This window comes from Solirubrobacter deserti (genome assembly GCF_027587175.1).
GTDB classification, from domain to species: Bacteria; Actinomycetota; Thermoleophilia; order Solirubrobacterales; family Solirubrobacteraceae; genus Solirubrobacter; species Solirubrobacter deserti.
Genome location: NZ_JAPCID010000049.1, coordinates 29,374 through 44,195 on the forward strand (window position 1 = coordinate 29,374; position 14,822 = coordinate 44,195).

Below are 14,822 nucleotides of genomic sequence, written 5' to 3' on the forward strand. Positions count from 1 at the left end.
TTCAGTCCAGGGAGTACCAGTCAGATGATGATCGTCATGCAGCCGGGCGCCACCGAGTCCGACATCGAGTCCGTCGTCGAGCGCATCGAGAGCTGCGGCGCCCGCGCCCACCTCTCGCGCGGCGAGGAGGTCACCGTGATCGGCGCGATCGGTGACCGCGAGCACGTGCAGCGGCTCGGCCTCGAGGGCCACGCGGGCGTGCAGCAGGTCGTGCCGATCCTGCGGCCGTACAAGCTCTCGTCCAACCAGTTCAAGTCGGGCGAGCGCTCCGTCATCGAGATCGACGGCCGGCGCATCGGCGGCGAGCACTTCTCGATGATCGCCGGGCCGTGCACGGTCGAGTCGCGCGACCAGGTGCTCTCCACGGCGGAGACGGTCGCCGCGGCGGGCGCGTCGATGTTCCGCGGCGGCGCGTACAAGCCGCGTTCATCGCCGTACTCGTTCCAGGGCCTGGGCCAGGAGGGTCTGCGCCTGCTGGCGGAAGCCAAGGAGCGAACGGGCTTGCCGATCGTCACCGAGTTGATGGACGCACGTGACGTCGAGCCGATCCTGGAAGTGGCGGACGTGATCCAGGTCGGCGCGCGCAACATGCAGAACTACCCGCTGCTGGCCGAGATCGGCCGCACGGGGCGGCCCGTGCTGATCAAGCGCGGCTTGTCCTCCACGCTCGAAGAGCTGCTGATGGCCGCCGAGTACGTGCTCAAGGAGGGAAACCCGAACGTGATGCTGTGCGAGCGCGGCATCCGCACGTTCGAGACCGCCTACCGCTTCACGCTCGACATCATGGCCATCCCGATGCTCAAGGAGCTCTCGCACCTGCCCGTGATCGTCGACCCGTCGCACGCGCCCGGGCGCCGCGACATGGTCCTGCCGCTGTCGCTGGCCGCCGCCGCGGCGGGCGCGGACGGCATCATCGTCGAGGTGCACCCGAACCCCGAAGAGGCGATCTGCGACGGCCCGCAGCAGATCTACGCCGAGGAGTTCGCCGCCTACCTCGAGCAGGTCGAGCGCGCGGCCGCTGTCGCCGGCAAGGTCCTGAGCGCCGCGGCGTGAAGGTCGCCGTCGTCGGTGTCGGGCTGATCGGCGGTTCGATCGGCCTTGCGGCTCGCCAGCGTCTGGGGGCGCACGTGGTGGGCTGGGACCCGTCGGCGGGTGCGTTGGAAGCGGCGGTCGCGCGCGGCGCGATCGTCGAGGCGTGCGCTTCGTTGGTGGACGCGGTCGGGGACGCCGACTTCGCGTTCGTGGCCGCGCCCGTGCACGTGCTGGCGGGCGTGGTCAGCGAGGTGCTGGCGGTGGCCGGGCCGCAGTGCGTGGTGACCGATGTCGGCTCGGTCAAGCGCGCGGTCGCGGGCGCTGTCTCCAATCCGCGCTTCATCGGCGGGCATCCGCTGGCGGGCGCGGAGACAGCGGGCGTCGAGCACGCGCGCGCGGACCTGTTCACCGACGCGACGTGGTACCTGACGCCGACGCCGAACACCGAGGGCAGCGCGTTCGAGCGCCTGCACCGGCTGATCACGCGCATCGGGGCGTGGCCGACCGCGGTCGAGCCCGAGACGCACGACGTGATCATGGCCTCGGTGTCCCATCTCCCGCACGTGCTGGCCAACGTGCTGGTGGCGCAGGCGGCGCGCGTGCTGGGGGAGGAGCGCCTGCCCGCCACGGGGCCGTCGTTCCGGGACGTTACGCGTGTCGCGGGCGCGAACTCCGTCGTGTGGGGTGGGATCTACGCCGCCAACGCCGACGCGCTCGTGGCCGCGATCGACGACCTCGTCGCTCGCCTGTCCCACGCGCGTGACATGCTCGCGGCCGGCGACGCGGCCGGCATCGCCGAGTGGAACGACGGCGCGCGCGATGACCGCCGGCGCCTGCTGGAGGCCGGCCTGGCCGGCGGCGAGGTCCACGAGCTGCGCGTGCTGGTCCCCAACCGCCCCGGGATCGTGGCGGAGATCGCGCTGGCCCTGGGACGCGAGACGATCGACATCGTGGACATGGGCCTGTATCCCTCGTCCGGCTCCCACGGCACGGTCGCGCTGTGGATTCGCGGCGCCGTCGTGGCGCAGCAGGCCGAACGACTTGTCCGAGAACTTGGGTTGGAGGTTGTGAGAGCGTGAGGTTCGATCCGTCTGGTCCGTTGAAGGGCACACTGCGTGCGCCCGGCGACAAGTCCATGTCGCACCGTGCCGCGCTGTTCGGGGCGATGAGCGCTGATCCGGTGCACGTGACCGGCTACCTCGACGCGGCCGACACCCGGTCCACTCTGGCTGCCGTGCACGCGTTGGGCGCGCTCGTCGAGGACGGCTCGCCGGGGACGCTGACGATCCGTGGCCCGGGCCTACGCGCCGCGGGCGAGGCGTCGATCGACGTGGGCAACGCGGGTACGCTGATGCGGCTGCTGCCCGGCTGGCTCGCGGGGCAGGACGGCGGCACGTGGACGTTCGACGGCGACGAGTCGATCCGCCGCCGGCCCGTCGACCGGATCGCGCGGCCGCTGCGTGAGATGGGCGCACGGATCGATGCCGTGGACGACCGCCTGCCGCCGTTCACCGTGCACGGCTCGCCGCTGCACGGCATCGAGTACGCGCTGCCGGTGGCGAGCGCGCAGATCAAGTCGTGCGTGCTGATGGCGGGCCTGCTCGCGTCCGGCACCACCACGATCGTCGAGCCCGAGCCCTCCCGGGACCACACCGAGCGCCTGCTCGCCCGCTCGGGCGTGAAGATCGCGCGCGACGGCGACCGCATCTCGCTCACCCAGCACGACGAGCTCGAGCTCGGCTCCATTCACGTGCCCGGCGACCCCTCGTCCGCCGCCTTCCACATCGCGGCCGCCGTGCTGGTGAAGGGCTCGCGGATCGTGATCACGGACATGAGCGCGAACTGGACCCGCGTGGGTTTCGTCCGGATCGTCGAGCGCATGGGCGGCGTGGTCGTCGGCGACCTCGAGTCCCCCGACGCGTCGACGATCCGCCCGGACGAGCCGGTCACCGAGCTCGATGTCACCTCCGGTCCGCTGGTCGGCACCGTCGTCGAACCGCACGAGGTCCCGCTCGCGATCGACGAGCTGCCGCTGGTGGCGCTGCTGGGCTGCTTCGCCGAGGGCGAGACCGTCGTCACCGGCGCGGCCGAGCTGCGTGTCAAGGAATCGGACCGGATCGCCACCGTCGTCGACGGCCTGCGCGGCCTCGGCGCCTCGATCGAAGCTACCGACGACGGCTTCGTGGTCCAGGGCACCGGCGGCCTGCGCGGCGGCACGATCTCCTCGCACGGCGACCACCGCCTGGCGATGCTCGGCGCGGTCGCGGGCCTGGCGAGCCGCGAGGGCGTCACGGTCGACGGCATGGAAGCGGCCGCGGTCTCGTATCCGGGCTTTGAGCGCGATCTTGGCTTACTTTTGTAACGGTTACGCGTAGATCCGCGCGTGCCCCTCGCGCATGATCACGGGGTGGTCGACCTAACTCGCGAAATCCGCGACTTTCGTCGACCACCCGAGGTCGAAATCGCGCGGGTGGCGGCGCGGCAGCACGGGCTGGTGACCGTTGCGCAGCTGGGCGCGGCCGGGTTGGACAAGGACGCGATCGCGCGGCGAGTGCGCTCTGGGCGGCTCCATCGCCTGCGCCGGGGTGTGTACGCGGTGGGGCACACCGCGCTCTCGCGTGAGGCGCAGTTTCTCGCGGCGGTCCTGACGGCGGGCGAGGGGGCGGCGCTCAGCGGCCTGGCGTGCGCTGAGCTCTACGAGGTCCGGCGTTGGCGCGCCCCCTGTATCGATGTCGTTGCCCCGAAGGAACGCCGCGTCCGCACCAACGCGCGCATTCACAAGGCCAGGCTGCACCGGGACGACGTCACGGTCCACAAGGGCATCCCGTGCACGACGATCGCCCGCCTCGTCGTCGATCTCACCGATCAGATCACCTCGTGGGAGATCGCGAACGTCATTCACGAGGCCGCGTTCCGCGGCCTGTTCCGGCTCGAGGACACGTGTGCGGCGATCGAGCGCGGACGGGGGCGGAAGACGAGCGTCGCGAAGAAGGCCGTCCAACTCCACCTCGACGGCAGCGCCGGCGTCCGCTCCCGCGGCGAGCTCCGCTTCCTGATCGCGCTCGAACGCGACGGCCTCCCCGAGCCGCGCCTCAACACCGACCTCAACGGCCACGAGGTGGACTTCCACTGGCCGGCCCTCAAGCTCGCGATCGAGTTCGACGGCCCGCACCACGCCCGCACGCGCACGCAGCGCCAGGACGAACGGAAAGCCGAGGCGTGGCGATCCGCCGGCTACGAGCTCCTGCGGTTCGCACCCGAACACGTCGGCGCGGCCCTTCGGGCGGTAACCATGAGGTAACCGGAACCCCGCGATATGCAGGCACTCTGCGCGGTGCATGGTCACTCGGCGCCGCCTCGGCTCAGCCGCGGGGGTCGCGCTTGCGCTGGTCGCGCTCGGGGTGTTGTGCTGGAGCCGAGCGGACGAGCTGCAGCGTGCGCTCGCGCTCGTCTCAGTCGCCTCGCTCGTCGCGCTCACGGCGCTGCACCTGGTGACGTTGATCGTGCGCAGCGAGGCGTGGCGGCTCACGCTGGCGGCGGTCGAGGGGTCGGTGCCGCCGCGAAGAGCGGTGCACGGCGCGAACGCCGGCGCGTTCTTGGCCGGGTCGATCGAGTCGCACAGCGCGCTGCCGGCGCGGGTGGTGCTGCTCAAGCAGCTCGCCGGGCCGCGGGCGCCGAAGGCGACGCAGATTCTCGTGAGCGACGCGCCGATCTTCCTGCTCGAGGTGTGCGCGACCGCGCTCATCCTGTGCGGCGCGACGCCGTGGGGCCTCGCGCTGCTCGCGGGCGCGATCGTCCTGCTGTTCACCGGCGGGCACGCTTCGCAGCGGTTCGAGCGGCTCGCGGCGCTGCGCGGGCTCAAGGTGCTGCGCGACAAGCGGCGGCTCGCGGCGCTGACCGGTTGGGTGAGCGTCATCAGCGCGATCGGCGCCGGGCGGGTGGCGATCGCGCTCGCGGCGTGCGGGGTGTCGCCGACACCGGAGAGGGTCGGGATCGCGTTCACGGCTTCCGGCGCCTACGCGCTGTCGCCCGTGGGTCCGGGCGCGCCGGTGGCGGCCACCGTCACCGCGGTCGGCACGGGCGGCGCGCCGATCGCGGCCGGGCTCGTGCTCGCCGCGACCTCGATCGGAGCGGTGATCGTGTACGCGCTGCTGGTCGCCGTCACGCTTCTAGCGCTCCGACAGCCACTTTCACGGCGCGTTGACTTGCGTGCGCCGAGCGCGTGATCGGGTGCCAGGCATGAAGCGATTCATGCTGGCCACCGTGGCCATGACGGCCCTGCTCGCCCCCGCTGCGGCGAGCGCGCAGGACGCGCGTCTCGAGGCGCGCGCGATCCTGCCCGCTGACGCCACGTTCCCGGCGCCCTTCCCCGGCGTGCCGAACACCGACCCGGCGCCCGCGCCGGGCGCCGCGCAGCCGGTCGGCGGCTTCTCCGCCCTGCTCGACGCCGGCAACGGCAGCTACTGGGCGATGCCCGACAACGGCTTCGGCAACAAGACGAACTCGCGCTCGTTCATCCTGCGCCTGTACAAGGTCCGCCCGAACTGGCGCACCGAGTGGAGCGGCCGCGGAACGGTCAACATCCAGTCCGCGATCACGCTCAGCGACCCGGACGAGAAGGTCCCGTTCCCGATCGTCAACGAGACCACGCCGGAGCGCATCCTCACCGGCGGTGACTTCGACATCGAATCGGTCCGCCAGCTCCCGGACGGCACGTTCTACTTCGGCGAGGAGTTCGGCCCGTTCCTGCTGCACGTCGACGCGCAGGGCAAGGTCCTCGACGCCCCGATCGCGATCCCGCGCATCGGCGGCCAGCCGCGCGTCCAGTCCCCGGACAATCCGTACCTGTTCGGCCGCACGCCGAACCTCGGCGGCTCGTCCGGCTTCGAGGCCATGGCGCTCTCGCACGACGGCAAGTTCCTGTACCCGATCCTCGAGAACGCCGTCACGGGTGACGATCCGCTGATCCGGCGCGTGTACGAGTTCGACGTCAAGGAGCGCCGCTACACGGGCCGCACCTGGAACTACCGCATGACCCAGCCCGGCCTGTTCGTCTCGGACGCGGTCGCCATCGGCCGTGACCAGCTCATCGTCACCGAGCGCGACAACAACCAGGGCGAGGCCGCGGCCTGGAAGAAGGCGTTCGTCATCGACGTCCCGGACCGCCGCCCGAACCTGGCCAAGCGCGAGATCGTCGACCTGCTCAACATCAGGGACCGGGACGGCATCTCGCTGTTCGGCGCCCGTCCGGGCGACTTCGGCCTGGGCAACCCGTTCGAGTTCCCGTACGTGACGGTCGAGGCGGTCCTGCCGCTCTCCAACAACGAGCTGCTGTTCGTCAACGACACGAACTTCGGCTCCACCGGCCGCAACTCGGCCCTGCCGGACTACAGCGACTTCATCGTCCTGAAGGTCCCGGGCATCAGGAACTGAGCGCGTCGAGCGCCGCGTCGACGTCCGCCTCGGTGTTGTAGAGGTGAAACGACGCGCGTAGACGGCCCGCGCGGGCGGCGGCCATGATCCCCGCCCGCGCGAGCTTCTCCGTCGCGTCGTCGATCGCGGACGTGACGATCGCCGAGTCGCCCTCCGGCTCCCCGAGCCCGCGCCGGAAGCGGTTCGCGAGCGCCAGGTCGTGCGCGTGGATCGCCTCCACGCCGATCTCGTTGATCACCCGCAGCGCCGGCTCGGTCCCGACCCAGCTGAACCACGCGGGCGAGGTGTCGAAGCGGCGCGCGTTCGGCGCGAGCCGCAGCGGCGGGCCGAACTGGTCCGTGAGCGGGTCGTTGGCCGCGTACCAGCCGGCCTGGTGCGGCGTCAGCGTCTCGGCCAGCTCGGGCTTGAGCACCAGGAACGCGGTGCCGCGCGGGCTCATCAGCCACTTGTAGGCCGCGCACGCGACCGCGTCGAAGCGGGTCGCGTCGAGTGGCAGCCAACCGATCCCGTGCGTGGCGTCGATCACCGTGCGCGCGCCGTGGTGCTCGGCGGCGGCGGCGATCGCGTCCAGGTCCGCGAGCTCTCCGGTCGAGGACTGCACCGCGGACACCGCGACGACGTCGATGCTCGCGTCGATGGCTTCAGCGAGCCGGTCGAGCGGGACGAAGTCCACCGTCACCCCGCGCTCGGCCTGCGCCAGGAACGGGAAGATGAGCGACGTGAACTCCGGCTCGGGGGAGAGGACCTTCGAGCCGTCCGGGATCGCCGCCGCCACCTGCGCGATCAGCCCCGACACGTTCGCCCCGACCGCGACGTTCTCCGGGTGTGCGCGGACGAGCGTGGCGAACTCCGCCCGCGCGCGGTCCGTGACCGCCGTCCAGTGCTCCCAGCTGACCCGCCCGTGGCGCCAGTCCTCCTGCGCCCGTTGCAGCGCCTCCCACGCCGGGTCGGGTGGAAGCCCGAAGCTCGCGGTGTTCAGATAGACGGTCTCGGGGTGCCACAGGTTCGCGATCACCCGCGACAAACTACGCGGCCCCGAGCGGCCGAGGCGTCGGTGTCCAGTTGAAGCGCTCCGCGTGCGGCTTGAGGACCCCGTTCACGAACTTGCCCTTGGACGGCGCGAGCTCGAACTCCGCGAACAGCAGCTCGTCGCACGGATAGTCGTAGACCAGCCGCCCCTCCACGTACAGCAGCTCGAGGACCCCGCGCACGGCATCGAACCGGTACGCAGCGATGGCTGAGGAGTCACACCGCACCCAGCCCCGCTCGTGCACGGCCGCAACGATACGCCCCGGGGAGGCGGACGTCACGGCGCGAGGCGGCGCGGCGGCGCGGCGGCGCGGTCTACGCCGCGCGCGTGCGGCGCGGCGGGTCGACCGCGGCGGCGAGCGCGGCCGCGAGCGGCGCCGCCTCCTCGAGCTCGAGCGTGGCGATAGTGACGCGGACGGCGGGACCCGCCTCGAGCCGAAACGGCGCACCCGCGGCGACCGCGACGCCGTGGCCGAGCAGCGCGCGGACGGCAGCGTCCTCGTCGGGCACGGGCACCCACACGTTCAGCCCGCTGCGGCCTTCGGCCGCGATGCCGTGGGCCGCGAGCGCGTGCACCAGCGCCGCGCGGCGGGTGGAGTACACGTCGGCGGCCCGCCGGACCAGCGCGGCGATCTCGCTGTCCGCCCACAGCCGCGCCGCCAGGCGCTGCAGGATGGAGCTCACCCAGCCGGGCCCGAGCGAGAGCCGGCCCTCCACCCGCGCGAGCGTGAGCTCGTCCGCGGTGAGCACCGCGCAGCGCAGGTCCGGGCCGAGCCACTTGGAGACCGAGCGCACCACCGCCCAACGCCCGCCGGCGCCCGTGGCCGAGCAGTACGGCACGCCCGCGACCGGGCCGAGGTGGTCGTCCTCGACCACCAGCACGTCGCGCAGGAGCTCACGCAGCTCGCCGGCGCGCTCGGCGTCCAGCGCCGCGCCGAGCGGGTTGTGCCCGCGCGGTGTGACGATGGCACCCCGCGCGCCGGCGGCGAGGGCGGCGGCAAGCGACTCGGGCCGCATGCCGCGGCCGTCGACCGTGACCGGCGCAAGGCGCAATCCGAGCGCCCGCGCCAGGTCGAGCACGCCCGGCCACCCGGGATCCTCGACCGCCAGGAGATCGCCCGGCGCGAGCTGCGCCGCCAGCACCCGCTCGATCCCGTCCAGCGCCCCGTTCACCACCACGACGCGCTCGGCGGCCACGCCGTCCGCAATGAAGGCGGCCCGCGCCAGCTCGGCGAGTCCACCGTCGACCGGAGCCTCGCCGTAGAGCCGCTGCGCGAAAGGGCCGCGCTGCGTGGCCGCGGCGGAGCCGGACCCCCTCGTGGAGGCGCCGGACGCGAGCGCCGTGAGCGCGGGCGCGAGGTCGGGAAGGAACGCCGGATCCGGGTTGCCGAGCGCGAGGTCGCGCGTGCCCGGTGGGAGGGGGGAGGGCGCCCGCGGCGATCGCAGCGGCGGGCGGTCGGCCACGCGCGTCGCCGAGCGGGCGCGGGAGACCACGACACCGCGGCGGCGAAGCTCGGCCAGCGCGGACGCGACCGTGGTCGGTGACACGTCCAGCGAGTCCGCCAGCGTGCGGACGGACGGGAGCTTCGTGCCCGGCGACAGCACGCCGGAGGCGACCGCGCGCTCGACCGAGCCGGCGATCTCTTCCGCGGACGCTCCAGATATGGCAAACTGTACTGACACAGAAGTCAATCTGTACTGTAACAGATGCTCAAGACACCGAGAACCAAGCTCACCCGCGTCCCGCAACGGGGCAGCCACGACAGCGAGACGCTGTACGCGATCCTCGACGAAGCGCTCATCGGGCACGTCGGGTTCGTCACGCCGACCGGCCACCCGGCCGTGATCCCGACGCTGATCGCCAGAGACGGCGACGAGCTGCTCATCCACGGCAGCAACGCGTCCCGCACCGTCCGCGCGCTCCGCGCGGGGCAGGAGGCGTGCGTCGAGGTCACGCACATCGACGGGCTCGTGCTCGCCCGCAGCGCGTTCCACCACTCGATGAACTACCGCTCGGCGATCCTCTACGGCACGCTGCAGCCCGCCGAGGACAAGGAACGCGCGCTCGAGGTCTTCACGAACAAGCTCGTGCCGGGCCGCTGGGAGCACGTTCGCTGGCCGAACCCGCAGGAGCTCAAGGCGACCGAGGTGCTGAGCCTGCCGATCACCGAGGGCAGCGCGAAGGTCCGCACGGGCGAGCCGATCGACGACGAGCCCGACTACGCGCTGGACACGTGGGCCGGCGTGATCCCGATCACGACCGTCCGGGGCGACCCGATCCCCGATCCGCGGCTGCCCGACGCCATGGACGTCCCCGAGCACGTAAGGTCGCTGACGGACCGGTAGCTAGCCTCTGTAAGTCATGGTCATCGCCATCGACGGGCCCGCCGGAGCGGGGAAGTCCACGGTCGCGCGCGCAGTTGCGCAGCGGCTCGGCTTCACCTACCTGGACACGGGGGCGATGTACCGCTGCGTCGGCCTCGCCACGCAACGCAGCAGCGAGCCGGCGGCCACGGTCGCCCGGCGGATCGAGATCGAGGTCGGAGAGCGCGTCCTACTCGACGGCGAGGACGTGACCGAGGCGATCCGCGCCCCGGGCGTGTCGGAGGCAGCCTCCAAGGTCGCGGCGGACCCCGAGGTGCGCCAGGCGCTCGTGGCCAAGCAGCAGGCGATCGTCGCCGACGGCGACTGGGTGGCCGAGGGCCGCGACATCGGCACCGTCGTCGCGCCCGACGCGGCCGTCAAGGTCTTCCTCCACGCCGACCCGGAGGAGCGCGCGCGCCGCCGCGCCGCGCAGCTGAACCTGGACCCGCAGGACGTGCTGGCCAAGCAGCGCACCCGCGACGAGCGCGATTCCAGCGCGGGCCGCTCCACGCTGCAGGCGCCCGAGGACGCGACCCCCGTCGACACGACCGGCCTCACGCTCGACGAAGTCATCGACCAGGTGGTCACGCTCGCGATCGAGGCCAAGGAGATCCAGGCATGAAGGTCGCCGTCGTCGGCTACCCCAACGTGGGCAAGTCGTCCCTCGTGAACCGGCTCACGCAGTCCCGCGAGGCGGTCGTCCACGAGCGCCCCGGCATCACGCGCGACCGCAAGGAGCTTCAGACGGACTGGAACGGCCGCACGTTCACGCTGATCGACACCGGCGGCGTGGACACCCAGGACGAGGACCCGCTCGCGGTGTCGATCCAGGATCAGGCGCGCGAGGCGCTCGCGGACGCCCAGGTCGCGCTGTTCGTCGTCGACGCGCGCGCCGGCATGCGCCCCGGCGACGCCGAGATCGCGAACATCCTGCGCCGCGGCGAGATCCCGATCGTCGTCGCCGCCAACAAGATCGACAGCCCGAACGACCTCCCGCTCGCGCACGACTTCTACGGCCTCGGCCTGGGCGAGCCGCTCGCCGTCTCCGCCGCACAGGGCCTGGGCACGGGCGATCTGCTGGACCGCCTCGTCGAGCTGCTGCCGGAGGAGGAAGAGCTCCCCGAGGAGGACGAGGACCTTGTCCGCCTCGCGGTGATCGGGCGCCCGAACGTCGGCAAGTCCAGCCTCGTCAACGCCTTCCTCGGCCGCGAGCGCGTGATCGTGTCCGACATCGCCGGCACCACGCGCGACGCGATCGACACGCCGATCGAGGTCGACGGCCGCAAGGTGATCCTCGTCGACACGGCCGGCATGCGCCGCCAGGCCAAGGTGACCGAGTCGGTCGAGTACTACACGAACCTGCGCAGCCAGCGCGCGGCCGAGCGCGCCGACGTCGCGCTCGTCGTGTGCGACGCGCAGGACGGCGTGACCGCCCAGGACCTCCGGATCGCCGAGCTGGCGATGAAGGCCGGCTGCGCGACGGCGCTCGTGCTCAACAAGTGGGACATCACGGGCGGCGACCAGGAGGCGCGCGGGCCCGGCGGCGGCGTCGGCGCCGAGGAGCTGGACGCCGAACGCGCCCGCGTGAACCAGAAGCTGCGCCTGCGGCCGCGGGTGCTGACCGCGTCCGCCAAGACGGGCCGCAACATCGCGCGCGTGCTGACCGAGGCGCTCGCGATCGCCGACCGCGCCAAGCACCGCATCCCCACGCCGGAGCTCAACCGCTTCCTGGCCGACGTGATCGCCGCGCGCCAGCCGCCGGCCAAGCAGGGCCACCGGCTCAAGATGCTCTACATCGCCCAGGTCGGCGAGGCGCCGCCGCGATTCGCCATCCAGGTCAACTCCCGCCAGCGTGTCACCCGGGACTACGCCTACTTTGTGGAGAACCGACTGAGAGAGCGGTACGGGCTCGACGGAGTGCCCGTGATCATCGACTTCGTGGAGCGCAAGAACCGCTCCAAAGCTGAACGAATGGCCTAATAGCCAACAACCTGAAACCCGCTAGCCTTTCACGTTCAATGAGCCATCAAAGCGACAACGAGTACCTGTTCACGTCCGAGAGCGTGACCGAAGGCCACCCCGACAAGGTCGCGGATCAGATCTCCGACGGCGTGCTGGACGCCGTGCTCCGCGAGGACCCGACCGGCCGCGTGGCCTGCGAGACGCTCGTGAACACCGGTCTCGTCGTCGTGTCCGGCGAGATCTCGACCTCGACGTACGTCGACATCCAGGAGATCGCGCGCGAGACGATCCGCCGCATCGGCTACACCGACGCCGAGCTCGGCTTCTCCGCTGATTCCTGCGCCGTCATCAACGCGATCGACAAGCAGTCGCCGGACATCGCTCAGGGTGTCGACGAGGCGCTCGAGCATCGTGTCGACGAGTCCGACACCGACGAGCTGGACATCGCCGGCGCCGGCGACCAGGGCATGATGTTCGGCTACGCGTCCAACGAGACCGAGGAGCTCATGCCGCTCCCGATCTCCCTCGCGCACCGCCTGGCCGAGCGCCTCGCCGCGGTCCGCAAGGACGGCACGCTGAACTACCTGCGCCCCGACGGCAAGACCCAGGTCTCGGTCAAGTACGTCGACGGCAAGCCCGTCTCGATCGAGAAGGTCCTGATCTCCACGCAGCACGCCGAGTCGGCGACGCGCGAGCAGATCACGAACGACCTGTGGGAGCAGGTCGTGCTGCCGATCCTGCCGGCCGACAAGTTCGACGCCGAGAAGCTGCGCAAGAACTTCCTCGTGAACCCGACCGGCCGCTTCGTCATCGGCGGCCCGGTGGGCGACGCCGGCCTCACGGGCCGCAAGATCATCGTCGACACCTACGGCGGCATGGCTCGCCACGGCGGCGGGGCGTTCTCGGGCAAGGACCCGTCGAAGGTGGACCGCAGCGCCGCGTACGCCGCGCGCTACGTCGCCAAGAACCTCGTCGCCGCCGGCCTGGCCGACCGCGTCGAGGTCCAGGTCGCCTACGCCATCGGCGTCGCGCACCCGGTCTCGGTGATGGTCGAGACGTTCGGCACGGAGAAGATCGGCCGCGGCCGCATCGCCGCCCTGGTCGACGAGTTCTTCGACCTGCGCCCGGGCGCCTTCCGCGAGTACCTGCAGCTGCACCGTCCGATCTACCAGAAGACCGCCGCGTACGGCCATTTCGGTCGCAACGACGAGGACTTCACGTGGGAGAAGACGGACAAGGCCGCCGCGCTGCGTGAGGCCGCCGGCCTCGCGGTCGCAGACTCCGTTGCGTAGCAGCTAATCCGCGCTTAAACGGGTAAAGGGGACCCCCATGAGGGGGTCCCTTTCTCGTGAATGACGTCCGGCTCGACACCAACTTCGTCGACTACCTGATCGTCGCCAGCTACTTCGTCGTCGTCCTCGGCGTCGGCTTCGCGGCCAAGCGCTACATCAAGTCCAGCCTCGACTACTTCCTGTCCGGGCGGTCGCTCCCGGCCTGGATCACCGGCCTCGCGTTCATCTCCGCCAACCTGGGCGCGACGGAGGTGCTCGGCATGGCCGCCAACGGTGCCCAGTACGGCGTCGCGACGGTCAACTACTACTGGCTCGGTGCGATCCCGGCCATGGTCTTTCTCGGCCTGGTGATGATGCCGTTCTACTACGGCTCGAAGGTCCGCTCGGTGCCGGAGTACCTGCTGTTGCGCTTCGACAAGCAGTCGCATGTGTTCAACAGCGTCACCTTCGCGGTGGCGACGATCCTGATCGCCGGCGTGAACCTGTTCGCGCTCGCGCTCGTCTTGAAGCTGCTGCTGGGCTGGCCGATCATCGTCGGCATCATCGTGGCCGCGGTGGTGGTCGCCGCGTACATCACGCTCGGCGGCCTGTCGTCGGCGATCTACAACGAGGTGCTGCAGTTCTTCGTGATCCTCGCCGCGCTGATCCCGATCACGGTGATCGGCTTGTTCGAGGTCGGCGGCTGGGGCGGTCTGCAGGACAGGGTCAGGGAGTCCAAGCTCGGCGAGGCGGGTCTGCACGCGCTGGAGGGCACGAACCCGGGCGACGTGACCAACCCGATCGGCGCGACGTGGATCGGGCTCGTGTTCGGCCTCGGCTTCGTGCTCGCGTTCTCCTATTGGACGACGAACTTCGCCGAGGTCCAGCGGGCGCTGTCCGCGAAGGACCTCAGCGCGGCCGAGCGCACGCCTCTGATCGGCGCGATCCCCAAGCTGTTCCTGCCGTTCGTGATGATCGTCCCGGGCATGATCGCGCTCGTGGTCATCCCGGGGCTCGGCAGCGATCAGCCGAACATGGAGTACAACAACGCGATCCCGCTGCTCATGAACGAGTACCTGCCCAACGGGATGCTCGGCATCGCACTGACCGGCCTGATGGCGTCGTTCATGGCGGGTGTGGCGGCCAACGTGAGTGCGTTCAACACCGTGGTCACCACCGACCTCGTGGAGCCGTACCTGAAGAAGGGCATGCCCGACGAGTGGTACATCCGCTTCGGGCGCATCGCGACGATCGGCGGCATCTTCGTGTCGATCTTCACCGCGTTGATCGCCTCCACCTACGACAACCTCATGAACTACCTGCAGGCGCTGTTCTCGATCTTCAACGCGCCGCTGTTCGCCACGTTCATCATCGGCATGTTCTGGAAGCGCATGACCTCGGCCGCGGCGATCTGGGGCCTGATCGCGGGCACGGTCACCGCCGCCGGGCTGTTCATCGGCTACAAGGCGGGCTGGATCGGCTTCGGCTCCGACCTCGACCAGTCGATGTGGGGCGCGGGCGCCGCGTTCGTGGTCGACGCCGTCGTCACGGTGGTCGTGTCGCTCATGACCAAGCCCAAGCCGGTCGACCAGCTGCAGGGGTTGGTGTACGGCATGGCCAACGTCGACGAGAGCGTCAAGCGCCCGCCACACTGGTGGGAGTCGCCGAAGCTGCTCGGGTTCTCGGTGCTCGCCGGGGCCGCCATCCTGACGCTCGTGTTCTGGTAGGAGA

Annotated in this window: 14 protein-coding genes; 11 read left to right on the forward strand and 3 right to left on the reverse strand. The window is 71.1% G+C overall.

Annotation, left to right across the window (positions count from 1 at the left end):
- The first annotated feature begins 24 nt into the window (after positions 1 to 24).
- From aroF to OJ962_RS26300, 6 genes are all read left to right on the forward strand, one after another.
- Positions 25 to 1,053: a 3-deoxy-7-phosphoheptulonate synthase gene (aroF, locus tag OJ962_RS26275; protein WP_407697547.1), complete on the forward strand. Its 1,029-nt coding sequence runs from the start codon at positions 25 to 27 to the stop codon at positions 1,051 to 1,053.
- On the forward strand, positions 1,050 to 2,111 hold the full coding sequence (locus OJ962_RS26280) for a prephenate dehydrogenase/arogenate dehydrogenase family protein (RefSeq protein WP_202952336.1): 1,062 nt from the start codon (positions 1,050 to 1,052) through the stop codon (positions 2,109 to 2,111). The genes aroF and OJ962_RS26280 overlap by 4 nt, the downstream gene beginning before the upstream one ends.
- Positions 2,108 to 3,394, forward strand: a complete 1,287-nt coding sequence (gene aroA / locus OJ962_RS26285) for a 3-phosphoshikimate 1-carboxyvinyltransferase (RefSeq protein ID WP_270006711.1) — start codon at positions 2,108 to 2,110, stop codon at positions 3,392 to 3,394. The genes OJ962_RS26280 and aroA overlap by 4 nt, the downstream gene beginning before the upstream one ends.
- A 108-nt stretch (positions 3,395 to 3,502) precedes the next feature.
- Positions 3,503 to 4,333: a type IV toxin-antitoxin system AbiEi family antitoxin domain-containing protein gene (locus tag OJ962_RS26290; RefSeq protein ID WP_202952338.1), complete on the forward strand. Its 831-nt coding sequence runs from the start codon at positions 3,503 to 3,505 to the stop codon at positions 4,331 to 4,333.
- 37 nt (positions 4,334 to 4,370) lie between these two features.
- Positions 4,371 to 5,258 carry a hypothetical protein gene (locus tag OJ962_RS26295; RefSeq protein ID WP_202952339.1) on the forward strand — a complete coding sequence of 296 codons (888 nt, stop codon included), beginning with the start codon at positions 4,371 to 4,373 and terminating at the stop codon, positions 5,256 to 5,258.
- Between the two features lie 13 nt (positions 5,259 to 5,271).
- Positions 5,272 to 6,465: an esterase-like activity of phytase family protein gene (locus tag OJ962_RS26300; protein WP_202952340.1), complete on the forward strand. Its 1,194-nt coding sequence runs from the start codon at positions 5,272 to 5,274 to the stop codon at positions 6,463 to 6,465.
- Here OJ962_RS26300 and OJ962_RS26305 read toward each other — a convergent pair.
- The 3 genes from OJ962_RS26305 to OJ962_RS26315 all read right to left on the reverse strand — a co-directional run bounded on the left by OJ962_RS26305 (position 6,455) and on the right by OJ962_RS26315 (position 9,177).
- A complete protein-coding gene (locus tag OJ962_RS26305) occupies positions 6,455 to 7,489 on the reverse strand; it encodes an aminotransferase class V-fold PLP-dependent enzyme (protein ID WP_238930945.1) in 1,035 nt (344 codons plus the stop codon). The genes OJ962_RS26300 and OJ962_RS26305 overlap by 11 nt on opposite strands.
- 1 nt (position 7,490) lies before the next feature.
- Entirely contained in the window at positions 7,491 to 7,676 is a 186-nt protein-coding gene (locus tag OJ962_RS26310; protein WP_322101344.1) for a hypothetical protein, read from the reverse strand.
- Positions 7,677 to 7,809: 133 nt separating this feature from the next.
- The gene (locus tag OJ962_RS26315; RefSeq protein ID WP_202952343.1) at positions 7,810 to 9,177 is read right to left on the reverse strand and encodes an aminotransferase class I/II-fold pyridoxal phosphate-dependent enzyme; all 1,368 of its coding nucleotides are present in this window, start codon (positions 9,175 to 9,177) and stop codon (positions 7,810 to 7,812) included.
- Positions 9,178 to 9,201: 24 nt separating this feature from the next.
- Between OJ962_RS26315 and OJ962_RS26320 the strand changes: the two genes are divergently transcribed.
- Genes OJ962_RS26320 through OJ962_RS26340 form a run of 5 tightly spaced genes read left to right on the forward strand, consistent with a single transcriptional unit; the run spans position 9,202 to position 14,818 of the window.
- The gene (locus OJ962_RS26320) at positions 9,202 to 9,840 is read left to right on the forward strand and encodes a pyridoxamine 5'-phosphate oxidase family protein (protein ID WP_202952344.1); all 639 of its coding nucleotides are present in this window, start codon (positions 9,202 to 9,204) and stop codon (positions 9,838 to 9,840) included.
- Between the two features lie 16 nt (positions 9,841 to 9,856).
- Entirely contained in the window at positions 9,857 to 10,480 is a 624-nt protein-coding gene (gene cmk, locus OJ962_RS26325; RefSeq protein ID WP_202952345.1) for a (d)CMP kinase, read from the forward strand.
- Complete coding sequence (gene der, locus OJ962_RS26330) at positions 10,477 to 11,838, forward strand: ribosome biogenesis GTPase Der (protein WP_202952346.1); 1,362 nt, start codon at positions 10,477 to 10,479, stop codon at positions 11,836 to 11,838. The genes cmk and der overlap by 4 nt, the downstream gene beginning before the upstream one ends.
- Positions 11,839 to 11,876: 38 nt before the next feature.
- On the forward strand, positions 11,877 to 13,112 hold the full coding sequence (metK, locus tag OJ962_RS26335) for a methionine adenosyltransferase (protein WP_202952347.1): 1,236 nt from the start codon (positions 11,877 to 11,879) through the stop codon (positions 13,110 to 13,112).
- Between the two features lie 56 nt (positions 13,113 to 13,168).
- Positions 13,169 to 14,818: a sodium:solute symporter family protein gene (locus OJ962_RS26340; protein ID WP_202952348.1), complete on the forward strand. Its 1,650-nt coding sequence runs from the start codon at positions 13,169 to 13,171 to the stop codon at positions 14,816 to 14,818.
- Positions 14,819 to 14,822: the final 4 nt, after the last annotated feature.

Excerpts from the sequence above, each read along its gene's own strand:
- aroF (WP_407697547.1), top strand. The coding sequence starts at position 25 with ATGATGATCGTCATGCAGCCGGGCGCCACCGAGTCCGACATCGAGTCC.
- OJ962_RS26295 (WP_202952339.1), top strand. The coding sequence starts at position 4,371 with ATGGTCACTCGGCGCCGCCTCGGCTCAGCCGCGGGGGTCGCGCTTGCG.
- OJ962_RS26300 (WP_202952340.1), top strand. The coding sequence starts at position 5,272 with ATGAAGCGATTCATGCTGGCCACCGTGGCCATGACGGCCCTGCTCGCC.
- OJ962_RS26320 (WP_202952344.1), top strand. The coding sequence starts at position 9,202 with ATGCTCAAGACACCGAGAACCAAGCTCACCCGCGTCCCGCAACGGGGC.
- cmk (WP_202952345.1), top strand. The coding sequence starts at position 9,857 with ATGGTCATCGCCATCGACGGGCCCGCCGGAGCGGGGAAGTCCACGGTC.
- der (WP_202952346.1), top strand. The coding sequence starts at position 10,477 with ATGAAGGTCGCCGTCGTCGGCTACCCCAACGTGGGCAAGTCGTCCCTC.
- metK (WP_202952347.1), top strand. The coding sequence starts at position 11,877 with ATGAGCCATCAAAGCGACAACGAGTACCTGTTCACGTCCGAGAGCGTG.